At 62.1% G+C, this 17,885-nt stretch carries 17 protein-coding genes; 6 read left to right on the forward strand and 11 right to left on the reverse strand.

Going from position 1 to position 17,885, the window contains the following annotated elements; all coding sequences use genetic code 11:
- Positions 1 to 40: 40 nt before the first annotated feature.
- The 3 genes from DNK06_RS23635 to DNK06_RS23645 all read right to left on the reverse strand — a co-directional run bounded on the left by DNK06_RS23635 (position 41) and on the right by DNK06_RS23645 (position 3,144).
- Positions 41 to 2,005 (reverse strand): HAMP domain-containing methyl-accepting chemotaxis protein, encoded by a 1,965-nt coding sequence (locus DNK06_RS23635; RefSeq protein ID WP_131182408.1) that lies wholly within the window; start codon positions 2,003 to 2,005, stop codon positions 41 to 43.
- Positions 2,006 to 2,213: 208 nt separating this feature from the next.
- Entirely contained in the window at positions 2,214 to 2,822 is a 609-nt protein-coding gene (locus DNK06_RS23640) for a flavin reductase family protein (protein ID WP_131182409.1), read from the reverse strand.
- 49 nt (positions 2,823 to 2,871) lie between these two features.
- Entirely contained in the window at positions 2,872 to 3,144 is a 273-nt protein-coding gene (locus DNK06_RS23645; protein ID WP_131182410.1) for a hypothetical protein, read from the reverse strand.
- A gap of 117 nt (positions 3,145 to 3,261) precedes the next feature.
- Between DNK06_RS23645 and DNK06_RS23650 the strand changes: the two genes are divergently transcribed.
- Positions 3,262 to 4,311: a patatin-like phospholipase family protein gene (locus DNK06_RS23650; RefSeq protein ID WP_131182411.1), complete on the forward strand. Its 1,050-nt coding sequence runs from the start codon at positions 3,262 to 3,264 to the stop codon at positions 4,309 to 4,311.
- A 12-nt stretch (positions 4,312 to 4,323) separates the two neighbouring features.
- Here DNK06_RS23650 and DNK06_RS23655 read toward each other — a convergent pair whose 3' ends face one another.
- The 8 genes from DNK06_RS23655 to DNK06_RS23690 form a co-directional block, all read right to left on the reverse strand.
- Positions 4,324 to 5,397 carry an AI-2E family transporter gene (locus tag DNK06_RS23655; RefSeq protein ID WP_131182412.1) on the reverse strand — a complete coding sequence of 358 codons (1,074 nt, stop codon included), beginning with the start codon at positions 5,395 to 5,397 and terminating at the stop codon, positions 4,324 to 4,326.
- A 46-nt stretch (positions 5,398 to 5,443) separates the two neighbouring features.
- Positions 5,444 to 6,244 carry a DUF4892 domain-containing protein gene (locus DNK06_RS23660; protein ID WP_131182413.1) on the reverse strand — a complete coding sequence of 267 codons (801 nt, stop codon included), beginning with the start codon at positions 6,242 to 6,244 and terminating at the stop codon, positions 5,444 to 5,446.
- A gap of 159 nt (positions 6,245 to 6,403) precedes the next feature.
- The gene (locus tag DNK06_RS23665; protein WP_131182414.1) at positions 6,404 to 7,267 is read right to left on the reverse strand and encodes an alpha/beta hydrolase; all 864 of its coding nucleotides are present in this window, start codon (positions 7,265 to 7,267) and stop codon (positions 6,404 to 6,406) included.
- Entirely contained in the window at positions 7,264 to 8,067 is an 804-nt protein-coding gene (locus DNK06_RS23670) for an alpha/beta fold hydrolase (RefSeq protein ID WP_131182415.1), read from the reverse strand. Before DNK06_RS23670 ends, DNK06_RS23665 begins: the two co-directional genes overlap by 4 nt.
- A 107-nt stretch (positions 8,068 to 8,174) precedes the next feature.
- Positions 8,175 to 8,618, reverse strand: a complete 444-nt coding sequence (locus tag DNK06_RS23675; RefSeq protein WP_131182416.1) for a hotdog fold thioesterase — start codon at positions 8,616 to 8,618, stop codon at positions 8,175 to 8,177.
- 85 nt (positions 8,619 to 8,703) lie between these two features.
- Positions 8,704 to 9,168, reverse strand: a complete 465-nt coding sequence (gene sixA / locus DNK06_RS23680) for a phosphohistidine phosphatase SixA (RefSeq protein ID WP_131182417.1) — start codon at positions 9,166 to 9,168, stop codon at positions 8,704 to 8,706.
- Between the two features lie 10 nt (positions 9,169 to 9,178).
- Positions 9,179 to 9,517 (reverse strand): DUF4389 domain-containing protein, encoded by a 339-nt coding sequence (locus DNK06_RS23685; RefSeq protein WP_131182418.1) that lies wholly within the window; start codon positions 9,515 to 9,517, stop codon positions 9,179 to 9,181.
- Positions 9,518 to 9,529: 12 nt separating this feature from the next.
- Entirely contained in the window at positions 9,530 to 10,552 is a 1,023-nt protein-coding gene (locus DNK06_RS23690; protein WP_131182419.1) for an NAD(P)H-dependent glycerol-3-phosphate dehydrogenase, read from the reverse strand.
- Between the two features lie 253 nt (positions 10,553 to 10,805).
- On the opposite strand from DNK06_RS23690, the gene DNK06_RS23695 reads away from it, so the two are divergent.
- From DNK06_RS23695 to fabB, 5 genes are all read left to right on the forward strand, one after another.
- Positions 10,806 to 12,851: a TonB-dependent receptor plug domain-containing protein gene (locus DNK06_RS23695; RefSeq protein ID WP_131182420.1), complete on the forward strand. Its 2,046-nt coding sequence runs from the start codon at positions 10,806 to 10,808 to the stop codon at positions 12,849 to 12,851.
- Positions 12,852 to 13,775: an ABC transporter substrate-binding protein gene (locus DNK06_RS23700; protein WP_131182421.1), complete on the forward strand. Its 924-nt coding sequence runs from the start codon at positions 12,852 to 12,854 to the stop codon at positions 13,773 to 13,775.
- The gene (locus tag DNK06_RS23705) at positions 13,772 to 15,682 is read left to right on the forward strand and encodes an ATP-binding protein (protein ID WP_131182422.1); all 1,911 of its coding nucleotides are present in this window, start codon (positions 13,772 to 13,774) and stop codon (positions 15,680 to 15,682) included. Before DNK06_RS23700 ends, DNK06_RS23705 begins: the two co-directional genes overlap by 4 nt.
- Positions 15,683 to 15,978: 296 nt before the next feature.
- Entirely contained in the window at positions 15,979 to 16,494 is a 516-nt protein-coding gene (fabA, locus tag DNK06_RS23710; RefSeq protein ID WP_042553806.1) for a 3-hydroxyacyl-[acyl-carrier-protein] dehydratase FabA, read from the forward strand.
- A gap of 12 nt (positions 16,495 to 16,506) precedes the next feature.
- On the forward strand, positions 16,507 to 17,727 hold the full coding sequence (gene fabB / locus DNK06_RS23715) for a beta-ketoacyl-ACP synthase I (protein WP_131182423.1): 1,221 nt from the start codon (positions 16,507 to 16,509) through the stop codon (positions 17,725 to 17,727).
- The last annotated feature ends 158 nt before the right edge of the window (positions 17,728 to 17,885 follow it).

Here is a 17,885-nt window from a genome sequence, read left to right on the forward strand (position 1 = left end):
TTTACTGACGAAACTGTGGGCAATGCCCGGCTTTGAGCCTCTACAGACGAAAGTGTCCGGCCATACCCTGCAATTCGCGACCGAGCTCGACCAGCTGGATGCTGGAGCCGGCATTCTCCTCCATGGCCGTGGCCGACTGCTCGGCGATGTCGCGGATGGAGGTCACACTGCGGCTGATGTCTTCCGCTACGGCCGTCTGCTGTTCGGCCGCCGCCGCGATCTGCTGGTTCATCTCGTGAATCACCGCCACCGCACTGGCGATACCGGCCAGCGCCTCTTCGGTCTGCCGGGCACCCTGCACCACCTGCGCCACCCTTTCGCCGCTCTGGCGCATATCGGCCGCGGAACGGCGCGCGCCCTCGCGCAACACGCCCAGCAGCCCCTCGATCTCCTCGGTCGAATGCTGGGTTCGTTTGGCCAACGCGCGAACCTCGTCGGCCACCACGGCGAAGCCGCGGCCCTGCTCACCGGCGCGGGCCGCCTCGATCGCCGCGTTCAGCGCCAGCAGGTTGGTCTGCTGGGCCACGCTCTTGATCACCTCCAGCACCGAGTCGATGTGGCGGGTGTCATGGCTCAACTGCTCGATGCTTTGCGTGGTCACGGACACTGCGGCGGCCAGTTGTTCGATGCCCTGCAGGGTCTCGCGCACCACCTCGCCACCGCTGCCGACCCGCGCATCGGCCTGAGCCGCGGAGGCAGCCGCCGCCTCGGCGTTACGCGCGACCTCATGCACGGTGGCGGCCATCTGGCTCATGGCGGTGGCGACCTGGTCGGTCTCCTCTTTCTGCCCGTTCACGCCCTGGCGCGTCTGCTCGGTCACCGCTGACAATGCCTGGGCGGAGGCGGATATCTGCGACACGCCAGCCTGCAGGCGACCGACCATGCTGCGCAGATCCCGCGACATGCCCTGCATGGCCAGCAGTAGCTGGCCTATTTCATCACTGCGCTGTACGTCGATATCTCCGGTAAGGTCGCCACTGGCGATCCGTCGCGCGACATCGGTGACCTGCTTCAACGGCCTGACGATCAACAGGGTGATCAGCGCGGTCGCCAGCAAGCCGATCAGCAGGGCCAGTGCCGACGCGCCCAGGATCAGCCAGGCGCTGCTGCTCAGTTGCCCGTGCAGCGCCCGCTTCTGCCGCTGATAGGACTGCTCGACGAGCGCAACGATATGCTCGGCCTGTTCGACCAGTCGTACGTGCTCCTGCTTCTGCTGCTGCAACAGCTGGGTGTATTCCTGCAGGCGCTGATTGAACGAGTCGAGGTTACCGATGACCTCGACCAGCACGGCGCTGTAGCCAGGATCGTCCATGGCATCACGCAACTCGCCGGCCAGTTGCTGTGCGTCGGCGGCCTGCTGAATCTCGGTCTGCGGCACCTCGCCACTGCTGCGGCTCTGTTCCAGACGCATGCGCGCCTCATCCAGCGCCTGTAACAGCATCACATGCACCTGGCCGATCTGGCCGGCCTGCAACACCGAGTCGCCACCTTCGCTGCCCTGGCTGTTCTTCAGCGCATCGACACCGTCTTCGGCCAACCCCTCGCGCAATAGATCCAGGCTGTTGGACGCACTGACCACCAACCACTTGGCCGCATCCAGGGCCAGGCGCATGTTGTCGCTCTGATCGACATAACGATCGAAGGTTGCGCGGTACTCGGCAATCCCCTCTTGCACCTGTTGCAGGGCATCACGCTCCTCGGCGGACACCAGCTCCTGCAACTGCTGGGTGCTCTCGCCGACCTGCTGCGCCTGCTCGTGCAAGCGCGTGCTGTCCAGCTCGTCATTGCTCAGGGCGAAGGCCTGTTCACTGCGCCGCATGCGAGCGACCTGGTCATTGATTTCGCTCATCCGCTCGAGCAGCGCGAAGCGTGCGCCAACGTCACGCAGCGCCCAGAAGCCGGTAATGGCAACGACCAGTGTCAGTGCCAGTACCACGCCGAACCCCAGCGACAATTTGCTTGCCGTGCTGAGACTGGCCACCCCGCGTAGCGAAACCAAGCCCATACCCACTCCCCCGACGCAAGCATGGCCAGAAGCGGCCACTAAACCTGTATATCGCGCACATTGAAACAGCGAATTGATAGCGACAAGCCATCAATGCGCACAGGCAGTGCTTTTAGCTAAATACAGGTCGTTTTCAGGCTATAAGGTGGCTAGGTCGAGCGCCTGCAATCGCCATACTCATGCACCGGGCTTTATTGATAGACGAGCCTCAGCTCGGGCGTTGCAACTCGAAGGTGTCTCGGGTGCGGCTGTAAGCCATACCGCCAAGACGACCGACCAGATCCAGCTTGTGCGGGTCGATCCGTCCCTTCTCGGTCAACACGGCATCGTCGACATGCGCCAACAACACCTCGGCGAAGATCAGATGACAGGTCGGCGCATGCCGTGGATAGGGCATGAGTTCCGCCAGACGACATTCGTAGGCGATTGCAGCCCCCGCGACCCGAGGCGGCGCGATACGTTCGCTGGCCAGCTGTGCAATCGCGCAACGTTCGAATTCACTGACCTCGTGCGGCAGGATCGCCGCGCTGGCATTCATGGCTTCGGCCTGGGCGAAGGAAACCAGCTGGATCACCAGCTCACCGTTATCCTGTACATTGCGCAGGGTGTCCTTGAGGCTGCCGTCGTCACGGGTGCCGACGTTGACCATGAGCGTCGCCGGATCGTCGCTGATGACCTGAAAAAAGCTGAACGGCGCCAGATTGGCGACGCCGTCACGCGACAGGGTGGACACCCAGGCAATGGGCCTGGGGGTGACGGTTGAGGCAAGCCAGCGGTAACGCTCCAGCGGGGTCAGATCGGCAAAATCGAGCAGCATCCCATTCTCCAGAAAAGTCAGGTTGCTGCCAGCTTACTCCACTGCGCTGTCAGCGGCCTGCCCGGGACTCGCGGATATAGAAGCGAGCTTTCTCCGACTTGTTGGTGCAACCGCGAAACGCTTCGAACTGCTGCTGGGTTTTCGCTGCTGTCATCAACGATGCCGCCTTGGAGTAACTAACGGTACCGGCAAAGCCTTCGGCCTTGGCCAGGTCGAGTTCCTGCCAGGCGGCATCCAGTTGCCTGGCACAGCTATCGCGGTACGAGGTGGTCGCTGAGCAGCCCGCCAACAGCGCAATCGGTAAAAGGATCCAGGCTTTCATGTCGCATACTCCAGAGGTTGACCGGCAATCATGTTACCGGTGTGATTATGACGGTACGCCGGGAAAAAAGTGCCACTATCGCCGGCACGGCACGACGCGTTTTCAAGGGAGAGTTGGATGAGCAAGAAAGTAGCACTGGTGCTGGGCTCGGGTGGCGCACGCGGCTATGCCCACATTGGCGTTATCGAGGAGCTGGAATCGCGCGGTTACGAGATCGGCTGCATCGCCGGCTGTTCCATGGGCGCCGTGATCGGCGGCATCTATGCGGCCGGAAAGCTCAAGGATTACAGCGACTGGACGCAGAGTCTCGACTATCTGGACGTGCTGCGCCTGCTCGACGTGAGCTTTCGTCTTGGCGCCATACGCGGCGAGAAAGTCTTCGGGCGGATTCGCGATATCGTCGGCGAAATCAATATCGAGGAGCTGAACATCCCCTTCACGGCCGTGGCAACCGACCTCACCAACCAGCAGGAAATCTGGTTCCAGGAAGGCTGCCTGCACCAGGCGATGCGCGCTTCGGCGGCAATCCCCAGCCTGTTCACGCCGGTTATTCAGGGCAAACGCATGCTGGTCGATGGTGGGCTGCTCAATCCCCTGCCGATCGTGCCCGTCGTCTCCAGCCATTGCGACCTGATCATCGCAGTGAACCTCAACTCGGCGCAGCAACAGCATTATCAACTGCCGGTGATCGAACGCACGCCGGCGTTGAAAGGCCGCTTCGATCAATTGATGGCTTCATTGGGCTCGCGCCTGCCGTCGCTGCGACGCAAGGCAGGCGAGGATGACCAGCTTCTGTTGCTGGAAAACCGAGCGGAGTCGATTGCCCCGCAGCAACCCGACCTGTGGCTGCAGGATCCGGTGGATCCCCATGCCCAGCAACCTGCCGCCGCGCCGCAGAGCGATAGCGCGCCGAACTCGGCGAGCGGCTCCCGTGTCGCCAATATGGCCGGGCCGGCTTCGTTGCTGGAGTTGATAAACCAAAGTTTCGAGGTCATGCAGACCTCGCTTTCGCAGTACAAGATCGCCGGCTACCCGCCGGACATCCTGATCAACGTGCCCAAGCGGGTTTGCCGATTCTTCGAGTTCTACAAGGCGCCGGAGCTGATCATGCTTGGCCGGCAAATCGCCCGGGACACACTCGACAAATACGAGCGCGGCGACCACTGAGTCGCCTCTCCTTCAGTGTGGCGGCGTCCGCTCCTCGCGCGGTGGTAGCCCCACCGGCGCCTTGTGTGCGACCCAATCGCTGAGCAGGCTGTAGGCCACCGCCAGCAAGGTCGGCCCCAGGAACAGCCCCATGAAGCCGAAGGCCAGAATGCCGCCGAACACGCCGAGCAGTACCACCACCAGCGGCAGGTTACCGCCGCGACTGATGAGGTACGGCTTGAGGATGTTGTCCACGCCGCTGATGATGAAGAAGCCCCAGATACCGAGGAAGATCGCCATACCGATCTCACCTTGCCAGACCAACCAGGCGACGGCCGGCCCCCAGATCAGCGGCGGCACCATGATCAGGCTACAGGCGAAGGTCAGCAGCCCCAGCAACAGAGCCCCCGGAATGCCAGCGATCATGAAGCCGATATAGGCGAGGATCGCCTGCGCCACAGCGGTGCCCAGCACACCGTTCACCACTCGCTGCACCGTACCGGCGACCAACTCGAGGTAATGCTCCGCGCGATCACCAATCAGGCGTTCGAGCAGGCTTTCGACGAAGGCCGCCAGTCGCGGGCCGTCACGATAGAAGAAGAACACCAGAATCAGACTCAGGGCCAACTCGAGGATGCCACCGCCGATCTTGGCGCTGCGCACCAGCAGGAAGTTGCCGACCTGGCCCAGGTAGGGCTGAACCGTAGCGAACAGAGCCGAGCCCTGCTGATCCAGGGTTTCCCAAATGCTGACCAGGCGATTGCCCACCAAGGGAACGGATTCCAGCCAGGTTGGCGGTGGTGGCAGGCCTTCGACCTGGAAGCCCTTGATCATGGCGGTGGCATCGCGAATGTGGTCTGCGAGGTTGACGCCGAGCATCACCAGCGGCACGGCTACCAGCACGATCCATACGCCAGTCAACAGCCCGGCAGCGACGGATTGACGGCCCTTGAGCAGCCGCGTCAGCCAGCGCATCACCGGCCAACTGGCGAAGGAAAGAACGGCGGCCCAGAACAACGCCGACCAGAACGGCGCCAGCACCCACAGGCTGGCACCCAGTAACCCCAGTAGCAGGATCTGCACCAGCAAACGGTCGTTATTCGGCATTTTTCAGTGTTTCCAGAAAACCAGACTCAAGCCCGTAAACGGCGCATCAACGTAGCACGTTGATGCGCAGGCCGTCGCCGGTGCTTTCACCGATCTCCAGGCGCGCCGCCCTCACCCGCTGCTCGATCAGCGCCTCACGCCAGGCTTCAGCGTGAGCGCCGGAAAGGCTGACCCGCAAGGTGCTGTCCAGGTTGAGGCTCCGCGCCAGCAGCTCCGTCCACTCGTCCTGAGGCTCGTCTTGCCCGGGCACGCGTAGCTCACCGGTGCTCTTCAATTGCCGTGACAGCGTGGCAGGCGTTGGCAGAACCTTCGCCAGCGGCTCGTTGGCAGCCAGTAACTCGGCATGCAGATAGGCACGGCGATTACCGCGAGTGATGCTGTACAGCGCTACCAGGCTGTCCTGATTCGGTTCGGCCAGGCGCAGCAATGCATAGGCTTGCTGATCATCGGAGCCGTACAGGGTGGAGTTACCGAACACCGCGTTGGCCCACAGGCTGCTGGAACCGCACTCACGTCCTTCACACCAATAAAGCACATGGGCATCCTGATCCTGCAGCGCCTTGCGCGCTGCGGAGAACACTTCGTTGGCATTGTGGGTGCGGGGTAGTTCGTAGGTGATGGCGGTGAGTTGCCCTTCGGCGAGCACCTCACGCTCATAACGCAGGCGCCCGCTGATACGGCGGATTGTGCCCTGCGGGTAGAGACGTTCCTGATCCGCTTGTTCCTTGAACGTGACGATCTCACTGCCGGGGAAACGGGGCAGTACATCGAGATCGCGGCTGCCGGCTACATCGGCAGAGGCGGCAGTACTGGCCAACATCAGGGGAAGCAGGTAACTCAGACGCATGAAGCCCCTCGTTGCTCAGTCATGTCGAAGGTCTGCGAGGTAGATGGCAGAGCGTGAACATCAGCGGACGCGAGCAGCGCTTCCAGCGCGACGGTATACAAGTCGGTCATGCGGGTCTCCATGGCAATGCCGACACCTTTCCCCAGTTGCAGCAGGCCGTCAAGCGGCGTTCAGGAAAGGATTGAAACAGTCTGCTACGAGTTGCGCCCCCTGCTCATCGTCCAGGTGCAGATGATGCCCGCCGGGTAGCCGCTCGACGCTGATCGCCGTTTGCGCCAGCAATTCATCCAGACCGTCGCGATGCGCCAGCAAGCCGTGCTCGGCCAGCAGCAGTTTGGTGGGGCAACTCAGGCCCGCGACGAATGCCCGAACATGGCCGCGAGTCAGCCGCAGGGGCGTAGGCAACGTCAGGCGATTGTCCGTACGCCAGGTGTAGCCGCCAGGCACTGGCATCAGCCCACGCTGCGCCAGCAACTCGGCGGCCTCGAAACTGACCAGCCCTACTCCGCGCTGACGCACCTGGGCCGCTCGTTCCAGGCTTGGATAGACCGGCTTGTGCTTGGCTGGCAGGGCCAGTTGCGCACGCAGGGAATCGGCCAGCGTGGTCACCGCCGCATCGGCCTCGGTGGTCGGCGGGATCAGGCCGTCGATCAGCGCCAGGCGCTCCACTCGCTCGGGAAAGGTCGACGCCAGCAGCAACGAGACGATCGCGCCCATGGAATGGCCGAGCAGGCTGAAGCGCTGCCAGCCGAACTGTTCGGCGACCAGCAACACGTCATGCACGTAATCCCACAGTGCATAGCTGGCACCCGGCGGACGATGATCCGAATGACCATGACCGGCGAAATCCAGGGCGACGATGCGCAGGCCCGGCAACTTCGGTGCCAGCCGGGCGAAGCTCGCGGCATTGTCGAGCCAGCCATGCAGGGCGATCACCGGCATCCCATGCTCCGGGCCATGGATCTGAGCGGCCAGCTCGATATGTGGCAAGCGCAGGCGCACCTCTTCGAAACCGAGAGTCATCGAGCAACCTCGACGGGAACCTGCCAGCGCGTGAACAGCCCGCGAATTAGCTGCGCCGTATCGCCCGGGTACTCAAGAGGAAACATATGGCCGCCTGGCAGCGTCAGGAACTCTCCCCGCGGCGCACGGCGCGCCATGCGCCCATGGTGGGCGAGCACCACGCGGCTATGGGCGCCTTTCACCAATGCCAGGGGAACCTGCAACTGCTGCGGCCGCCCGGGGCTGGTGTGAGGGACGCTGCGATAGATTTTGATCTCGGTCGCTGCCTCGAAACGCAGACGAACGCCCTCGTCATGAGGATGCAGGCCATGCTCGACATAGGCATCCAGGCAATCGGGATCGAAGCGGCTGAACAGCGACCTTTCGGCAAAGTAACGTCGCGCCTCCAACGCATCGGCAAACGCCTCTCGTCGCCCGAGGGTTCGCCCTGCGGGTGTAAGACGGTCGATGAAACCAAAACGTTTGGCCGCGTGAATCACCAGTTGGTCGGTGCGGGTCAGCACCGGCGAGTCGAGCATCACCAAGCCGCGGTACAGATCAGGCCTGCGTAGCGCGGCGTGATAATGCAGCACGCCGCCCAGCGAATGGCCCACGCCCCAGACAGGTTCTGCGCACTGCTGCAGATGATGCAACAGTTCATCGACCAGATTGCTCCAGTTGTCATTCACCGGAAAGCGCGGATCGTGCGCGTGCTGCGGCAGATGCTGAACCTGGTACTCAGGTGCGAGCGCGGCGAACAGCTTGCCGTAGGTACCCGAGGGAAAACCGTTGGCATGGGCGAAAAAGATGAGCTGGGACATGGCATTGATACTGGTGGCAGGCAATGAACGGATTGTCAGCCAGCCCCCGGTGCACGGCAATGACCGTAACGGTCAGGAAGGACGACGCTCCGGCCAAATGTCGGACGCTAGCGCTCCGGCGGCTGGCTGCCGAGAGGCACGATGGCCATGGTCAGCCGCGATATGCAGCTGGTCTTGCCATCGTCACCACTCAGGCGGATATCCCACACGTGAGTGGTACGCCCCAGATGCACCGGTTTGGCCACCGCGGTGACGCGCCCCGAGCGCAAGCCGCGCAGGTGGTTGGCATTGACCTCCAGGCCGACGCAGAAGAACTTGCTGGTGTCGATGCACAGGTAACTGGCAGTGGAACCCAGGCTTTCCGCCAGCACCACCGAGGCGCCACCGTGCAGCAAGCCATAAGGCTGATGGGTACGCGCATCGACCGCCATACTGGCGGTGATGGATCCGTCATCGAAGGACTCGAAGCGAATGTCCAACAGTTCGCCGATGGTATTGCGCTGGGCGGCGTTGAGTTCGTCGAGGTTGGGGGGCTGACGCCAGAGACTCATGGACAATCCTTCTTGTTAGGGTCTGGCTCGCCAGTAACGGCAAGCATCTGATCGTGCCACACAAATGCCGAGCTCCGCAGCCAGTTCAGCTCAGATCTGGATGAGCCAGCAACTCCAGGGACATCAGCCCGGCGATCAGGTCTTCGCCCTCCAACAGTGCCAGGCTGGCCGTATGCATGGGCAATGGCTGCTGTCGATTGCCGTGCACCAGCAGCCCGCCGAGCGCGCCGATGAAGGGCTGATGCGAAACCAGCAGGATCTCGCTGCCCGCGAGGCGCTGCAGCTTCGCCAGGCTCTCACGTGGGTCACTTTCCGGCGTCAGCCAGGGAACAGTGTGCAACTCGTTGTTCAACGCCAGGCCATCACGTACCAGAGCAGCTGTCTGCTGAGCACGCACATAGGGGCTGACGAAGATGGCGTCCAGCGAGCGACCACGCAGGTGCTCGAGCGATTGACGCACTTCGCTCCGACCGTAATCCGTCAGTTCCCGTTCGGCATCACTGCGGGCCTCCGCATGGGCCTGCCCATGTCGCAGCAACCAGATTTTCATACGTGATGACTCACAGCTTCGGCTCCTCATCCCTTACTGGATGCTCGGCAGGTGGCACACTGTGCGCCATCTCGCCTTGCGGCGGGCGCGGCGTCGGCCAGTCGGCGAATGGCCAGGGTTTGGACTCGCTGTTGAAGGTACCGAAGCGGCCGATCTGAGCCAGATACTGACTGAGGCTGTCACCAAACCCCAGCAGCCCCGCATTTGGCGCGCCGTACACCAGGCGATAGATCAGTTGCAACAGCACGACCCCGGCCAGCAGCAGCTCGGCCAATTGCCAGACCAGCAGGAACAACAGCATCCAGACGATGCGCAGCCCGATGGGCTCGCCTTTTTGGTGCTCACTCATATTCGGATCCCCTCAGAAGCCAGTGGCTGGAATGAAATCGACATCGGTCTTCGGTTCTGCGCGCATCAGCGCCTCGATCACCTGATCCAGGGTGCGCCCCTCGAACAGGATCGCATGCAACCCGGCAACCAGTGGCATGTATACCTGCAATTCATCGGACTTGGCCTTGAGCACCTTGATGGTGTTCACCCCTTCAGCCACCTCACCGAGGCGCTCGACGGCATCCTCCAGGCTCAGACCTTCGCCGAGCGCGAAGCCGACCTGATAGTTGCGGCTTTTCGGCGACGAGCAGGTAACGATCAGATCGCCAACCCCGGCGAGGCCAAGGAAGGTCATGGGATTGGCCCCCAGGTGCACGGCAAAACGGGTCATTTCCGCCAGCGCACGGGTAATCAGCATGCTCTTGGTGTTCTCACCCATGCCCAGCGCCGCCGCCATGCCGGCGATGATGGCGTAGACATTCTTCAGCGCACCACCAAGCTCGACGCCAAAGCGATCGGCACTGGCGTAGACGCGGAAGGTACGACCGTGCAGCGCTGCCTGAACCTCACGGCACAGGGCTTCGTCTTCACTGGCCACGACCGTGGCGGTCAGCGTGTGAGCGGCAATTTCACGTGCCAGGTTCGGCCCGGACAGAACGCCGATTCGCGCCTGAGGGGCGACCTCTTCAAGAATCTGACTCATCAGCTTGAAGGTCTGCGCTTCGATGCCCTTGGTGGTACTGACCAGCATCTTGCCGGCCAGCAGCGTCGACACCGGCTGCAGCACCTGGCGCAAGGCACTGGATGGCAAAGCCACGAAGGCCAGTGCGCAACTGTTCAGCGCGCCAGGCAGATCGGTAGTCGGCTCGACAGCATCGAGTACTTTGACGCCCTTCAGGTAACGGGGATTTTCGCGATTGACCCGGATGGCCTCGGCTTGCACGGGGTCGCGCATCCAGTGCAGAACACGATGACCATTCTGCGCCAGCAGGTTAGCGATAGCGGTACCGAAGCTGCCGCCGCCAAGCACCGCGATAGGTTGCTGTTGAGTCATGACCGATCCGTAGTGAGCCTTGTGGCAATGGGGCATTATACGGCTCGCTCGCCCCACGGCCAGCCTTGCGGGTTTGCCACCGCTGCAGACTGGCCTCTGAACTAAAATTCGTCTTTTGCCGGCGTATGGCTGGCAACGATTCGCCGCTCGGTTAACATGCACCACACTGCGCGAACAGGGTCGTTGCGTGATCACCAAAGCCTCCCCTCCTCTCAGACTTCTGCTGCTGGCGCTTCTCGCGGCTGGCGACGCCATGGCCGACGATCTGTTCGGCGCAGGCCAGCTCGTTCCCGAGGTGCTGACGGCCACGCGTCTGAAGCAATCGCCCGCCGCGGTGCCCGGCAGTGTCACCGTGCTCGACAGCGCCCTGATCAAGGCCAGTGGTGCACGCGACATCACCGAATTGCTGCGCCTGGTTCCCGGCATGATGGTCGGCTACCGCAATGGCAATCAGCCGACACTCAACTACCACGGTTCCAGTGCCTCGGAAGCGCGGCGCCTGCAGGTGATGGTCGACGGTCGCTCGGTGTATCACCCCGGCTTGGCGACCGTCGACTGGTCGGATATTCCAGTGGCTATAGAAGATATCGAGCGCATCGAAGTATTTCGTGGCCCGAATACCGTGAGCTACGGCGCCAACGCACTGATGGGCGTGGTCAATATCTTTACCCGCCGCCCTGCCGATAGCCTTGGCACCCGGCTCAAGGTCACCCGGGGTCAGCGCGGGATTTCCGATCACTACGCCAGCCAGGGCAGCGGTTGGGATAATGGCGTCATGCGCCTGTCAATCAGCGGCCAGGAGGATGACGGCTTCGACCATAACGAATTCGGCGCCCCCTACCGGGACAGCCGCCGACTCGAACGGATCAGCCTTTCCGTCAATCATCAGTTGGATGAGCTCCAGAGCCTCGACTGGCAACTGGCGGCCAAAGAAGGCAGCAACCAGCGCCCCTATCTCTACGAGCCACTATTCCCAGGCATTGGCCTGGGCGACACCAACTCGGACATCAAGGCTCGTGACTACGCCGGTTCGCTGCGTTGGAATTTCGACCAGACGGCCAACCACAGCCTGTCGCTACAGAGCTCGATACAACACTGGGAGCGCCTCGAGCGCTGGCGTGCCTGCGAAGCGGAGATCGCATTCAGCCCTCAGCTCGCCGAGCTGTGGTCGCTCAATCCTGGATACGTCACACGCTTCACCCGCAATCCGTTTGGCAGCGTGCCCGCTGGCACCCATAAGGAGCAGGCTCTGGCTACACAGATCCAGCAGCAACTGGCCTCAGGTGCGGCCCGCGAAGTCTGTGGCACTGCCAACCAGAACATCCGCGAAACCCGCTATGACATCGAACTGCAGGACACCCTCAGCCTCTCCGATAACCTGCGCCTGCTCAGCGGCCTGGGTTACCGTTATGACCAGGCCGACTCGGAAACCTTCTTCGGCGGCCGGCTCAGCAACCAGATCTGGCGGCTGTTCGGCCACCTCGAATGGCAGGTGGACAACCATTGGCTGCTGCAAGGCGGTGCCATGCTCGAAGACGACCACCTCACTGGTTCATCGCTGACTCCGCGGCTCGCCCTCAACTACCTGATCACCCCGCGCCACGGCCTGCGCGCCGTCTATTCGGAAGCGCTACGTTCGCCCGACATGTACGAGAACAATGCCGACTGGCGCTACCGGATTCGCGGCCTGCAGCCACAGCCATTCGGCCAGAACGACGCCTACTACTTCATCAACGCACGTGGGCCGCGCAACCTCGAGCAGGAAGTCATCCGCTCCCATGAACTGGGTTACAACGGCCTGTTCGCCGAAGCCGGACTCAGCGTCGACGTAAAACTGTTCTACGACGAGATCCACAACATGATCAGCGAACCCTTGCGCGCTGATCGTTTCGCCCCCGACAACACCCATCGCATGCGTTTCAGCGGCGCGGAAACCCAACTGGACTGGCAGGTCAGCACTGACGACCGCCTGCGCCTGACCTATGCCTATGTCGACTTCAGCGCCACCAGCAAAACCGATCGACGCCTCACCGCCCGTAACAGCGGCTCTGCCGGCTGGCTGCGTGACTGGGGGCTGGGCTGGTCGAGTGGCATGTTCTATTACGGTGCGGATCGCCTCAACGAACGCCGCTTCGAGCGCGTGGATCTGCGCCTTGCCAAACGCACGGCAATTGGCCGCAGCAATCTGGAAATGGCTGGCGTGGTGCAGTGGCGTTTGGATGACGAAGCCCTGACCTGGCGCGAGAACAACTACGACAAGCGCCGCCTGTTCTATCTCAGCGCCGATCTCGAGTTCTAGATGGTCAGCAAGCGTTCGAGAACATGGCTGAGCAGCCGCGCGTGGATGCGCCGCACGCTGCTTCTGCTCTGCCTGCTGCAATCACCGCTGCAGGCGGCGGAGCTGCTGCTGAGCAGCGCCGGGGATACCAGCATTCTGCGGGGCTTCAGCACGGCGCTGGCGGCGGCGCGACCACAGGATCGCGTGCGCATCGTACCGCTGAACGATCTACCACCGTTGAACGAACTGTCGGCAGATACCCGCCTCGTCCTCTTCGGCCAACCGGCACTGGCCTGGCGCCTCAGCTCGCAGGACGGCCCACCGACCCTGGTGCTGCAGGTCAACAAGACCCAGGCGCGCGCGACCCTTGGCGACCGCACCCCGGCCAACCTCAGCGTGCTCTGGCAGGATCCCGCACCGCTGCGCCAACTGCGCCTGGCCAAACATCTGTTGCCGCATATCAGTCGGGTCGGCGTACTGCATGACCAACAGAGCGCGTTTCTGCTCGAAGAGATCCGGCAGGCCGCTACCAGCCTGGGCCTGGAGGTCGTGTCCGAGGATTGGCCGAGCACTCGCGACAACCGAACCTTGTTGCGCCTGCTGCGCAACAGCGATGTGCTGCTCGGCGTCGCCGACGACGATCTGTACAACCCGCAAACCGCCAAGAACCTGCTACTGACCAGCTACGGCCAGCAACGCGCCCTGATCGGCCCCAGTGCCGGCTTCGTGCGTGCCGGTAGCCTGGCCAGCACCTACAGCGACCAGAACGATTGGCTGGAAACGCTGGGCAGCCTGCTTGACCGGTCGCCGCAAAGCTGGCCTCACGGCACCTACTCGAGCGCATTCAAAGTGCTCGGCAATCCTCAGGTAGCCCGCGCATTGGCGGTGGATCTGCCCAGCGACGAGGATCTTGCCCAGCACCTATCAGAAGGAGAAACACCATGAAACTGTGGCGCGGCTGGAACATTCACATCCGCACCCAGCTCATCAGTGTCGGCCCGGCCCTGCTGCTGACGCTCCTGCTGACTGGGTTTCTGACCTTCAACCGCCTGCAGGATCTGCGAGTAGAGATCAACCACACCGGGCAATTGATCGCCAGCCAACTGGCGCCGGCCACTGAGTACGGGGTGATTTCAGGCAACCGCAAGGTGCTGAAGTCACTGCTGAAGGCAACCCTGAAAACACCTCACGTACGCTTCGTCGAAGTGCGCGACCGCGACGACAACATCCTGGTCTACCTCGAGCAACCCGAACACCTGCAGACGGGCCACGGTCATATCGACATTTTCCAATCCCCAATCCAGCAGCAGCAGGTCGATCTGGGTTCCGACTTCATTCAGGAAGGTGCCAACGCACTGGCGCCCCTGACCGGCGACTACCTGGGCCGCGTCGTCGTCGGCATGTCCAGCGAAGCCTTCAATACGCGCCAGCAGGAAATTCTGCTCAAGGTCGCGTTTCTGGTGTTGTTCGCCCTGCTGCTGACCTTCCTGCTGGCCCGGCGCCTCGCCAGCCGCCTGTCGCAGCCCCTGAGCGCGATGAGCGATGCCGTAACGGCGATCCAGGGCGGCGACTACCAGACCACACTCCCGGAAGTCGGCGGCGGCGAACTGGTCACCCTCGCGCGACATATCAACAACCTCGCCAACGGTCTGAACAACGCCGCCCTGGAACAACAGCAGGCCATGACCCTGCTGATCAAGGCACGTGAGGATTCAGAGCTGGCCAACCGCGCCAAATCGGATTTTCTGGCGATGATGAGCCACGAGCTACGCACCCCGATGAACGGTGTCCTGGGTATGCTGCAGCTACTGGAAACTACCGACATGAATCAGGAGCAACATGAATATGCTGCCCTGGCCACCGAGTCGACCGAACACCTGCTCAAGGTGATCAACGATATTCTCGATTTTTCCCGGATCGAACGTGGGGCACTGGAACTCGAACTCATCAGCTTCAATTTGTCCGCACTGCTGAAAACGGCACTGCAGGCCTTTCAGCACAGCGCGCAGCAGCGCGGCCTGGCGCTGCGCCTGGAGCTTGGCGAAGCCCTGCCATCGCTGCAGGTACAGGGCGATCCCACCCGTCTTCGACAGATTCTGGTCAACCTGATCGGCAATGCCCTGAAATTCACCGAGCATGGCGAGGTGCGGGTCGAGGCCCACTGGCAGGCGCTGGACAATCAAGTGCTGTGGTTTACCTGCCACGTACACGACACCGGCATAGGTATCAGCAAAGAACGCCTGGAGACCATGTTCGATGCCTTCCAGCAGGCCGACAATTCGATTTCCCGGCGTTACGGTGGCACCGGCCTGGGCTTGCCAATCGCCCGCACGCTGGCTGAGCGCATGGGTGGCACCCTGAAAGCACAGAGCCAATCGGGCCGCGGTTCCTGCTTTACCCTGGAGATTCCTTTGCCGTTTTCAGCGCAACAGCCACAATTGCTCCCCGAAGCTTCGACCTCTGAGCCTGCGGTGCAGCAAGCCCACTCAGTACTCCTGGTGGAAGACAACGCGGTCAATCAGACGGTAATCGAGGCCATGCTGCGCAGCCTGGGCTATCAAGTCACCCTGGTGGTCGATGGAGCACAGGCCGTTTCAGCGGTACGACAGGGACGATTCGCCGCCGTGTTGATGGACTGCCGCCTGCCGATCATGGACGGCTACGAGGCCACTCGCCGCATCCGCGAGCTGGGGCAGCAGGGCCAACTGCCGATTATCGCCTTGACAGCCAACGCCCTGCAGGGTGACCGCGAGGCCTGCTTGCAGGCTGGAATGAACGATTACCTCGCCAAGCCGTTCAAACGCATGGAACTGCAGGAATTGCTCGACCGCTGGCTGTCGCCTAGTCATTAGAGATAGGGGCTGCTCCCGTTTAGCGCGAACGCGCCACGCCCTACGGCCTGCGCCGAAACGTCAACAGACCCTAGTCATATCGACGGAAATGTTGCACGCTTGCGGGCTGAAGTGGGCGCCAAAGGAGCATCTGTGACACCATTGGCCACTGCAGAGTACAACTGTACTCGCCACACTGTGACTTTCACCACAACGCAACAGTCTATGACTAGGCTGCTGGCAGTCGCATTACTCATGCGCAGCCGGCCAGGACGATTTACCCAGCCGAGGCGCGTGGGGATTATTGAGGAGCTCGCATGACCAAACAAAACGCCTTCACCCAGGAAGATCTGTTGCGCTGCAGCCGCGGCGAACTGTTCGGCCCGGGTAATGCGCAACTGCCCGCCCCCAACATGTTGATGATCGACCGGATCGTCCACATCAGTGAAACGGGCGGCAAGTACGGCAAGGGCGAGATTGTCGCAGAGCTCGATATCAATCCTGATCTGTGGTTCTTCGGCTGCCATTTCGAAGGCGACCCGGTGATGCCTGGCTGCCTGGGCCTCGATGCCATGTGGCAGCTGGTTGGCTTCTTCCTCGGCTGGCAGGGCAACCCTGGCCGTGGTCGTGCCCTGGGTTCGGGCGAAGTGAAATTCTTCGGCCAGGTTCTGCCCACCGCCAAGAAAGTCACCTACAACATTCATATCAAACGCACCATTACCCGCTCGCTGATCCTGGCAATCGCCGATGGCAGCGTGAGTGTCGATGGTCGCGAGATCTACAGTGCCGAAAGCCTGCGCGTCGGCCTGTTCACTTCCACCGACAGTTTCTAAAGGATCCTTTCCATGCGTCGCGTCGTTATTACCGGTCTAGGCATCGTTTCCTGCCTGGGCAATGACAAAGAAACCGTCTCCGCCAACCTTCGCGCTGGCCGCCCCGGTATCCGCTTCAATCCGGAATACGCCGAAAAGGGTCTGCGCAGCCATGTATCGGGCTCCGTCGACCTGAACCTGGAAGAATTGATCGACCGCAAGCTGTTTCGCTTCATGGGTGATGCCGCGGCCTACGCCTACCTGGCGATGGATCAGGCGATCAAGGATTCCGGACTGGGCGAAGACCAGGTCTCGAACCCACGTACCGGCCTGATCGCGGGTTCCGGTGGTGCTTCCACGCTGAACCAGATGGAAGCCATCGACACCCTGCGCGAAAAAGGCGTCAAGCGTGTTGGCCCATACCGTGTAACCCGCACCATGGGTAGCACTGTCTCGGCCTGTCTGGCGACCCCCTTCAAGATCAAGGGCGTCAACTTCTCCATTTCCTCGGCCTGCGCCACCAGCGCGCATTGCATCGGCCAGGCCATGGAGCAGATCCAGCTCGGCAAGCAGGACGTCGTTTTCGCCGGTGGCGGTGAAGAAGAACACTGGAGCCAAAGCTGCCTGTTCGATGCCATGGGCGCCCTCTCCACCCAGTACAACGACACCCCGGAAAAGGCCTCCCGCGCCTACGACACCCATCGTGACGGTTTCGTCATCGCTGGCGGCGGCGGCATGGTGGTAGTCGAAGAGCTGGAGCATGCTCTGGCCCGTGGCGCCAAGATCTACGCTGAAATCGTTGGCTATGGTGCTACCTCGGACGGTTACGACATGGTTGCCCCGAGCGGTGAAGGCGCGGTTCGCTGCATGCAGCAGGCGCTGTCCACCGTCGACACACCGATCGACTACCTGAATACCCACGGCACTTCGACTCCAGTCGGCGACGTTGCGGAAATCAAGGGTGTGCGCGAAGTGTTTGGCGACAAGGCACCGGCCATCAGCTCCACCAAGAGCCTGTCCGGCCACAGCCTGGGTGCCGCTGGCGTGCATGAAGCGATCTACTGCCTGCTGATGATGGAAGGCAACTTCATCACCGCCTCGGCCAACATCGAAGAGCTGGATCCCGCGGTCGCTGACCTGCCGATCCTGCGTGAGACCCGTGAAAACGCCAAGCTGGACACCGTCATGTCCAACAGCTTCGGCTTCGGTGGCACCAACGCCACCCTGGTGCTGAAGCGCTGGGCCGGCAACTGATAACGGCCTGATACGGAAAACGGCGCCTTCTCAGACTGTGTGAAAACCTAGCAGTCTGAAGGCGAGTTGAAGACAATGCCTCTATCGGTTGATAGGGGCATTGTCGTTTATGGGCTATATCCAGGGCGAAGGTCGCGAGCAAAGCAGCCTGTTTCCGG

The sequence above is a fragment of the Phytopseudomonas daroniae genome (genome assembly GCF_004327285.1).
Lineage (GTDB): Bacteria > Pseudomonadota > Gammaproteobacteria > Pseudomonadales > Pseudomonadaceae > Aquipseudomonas > Aquipseudomonas daroniae.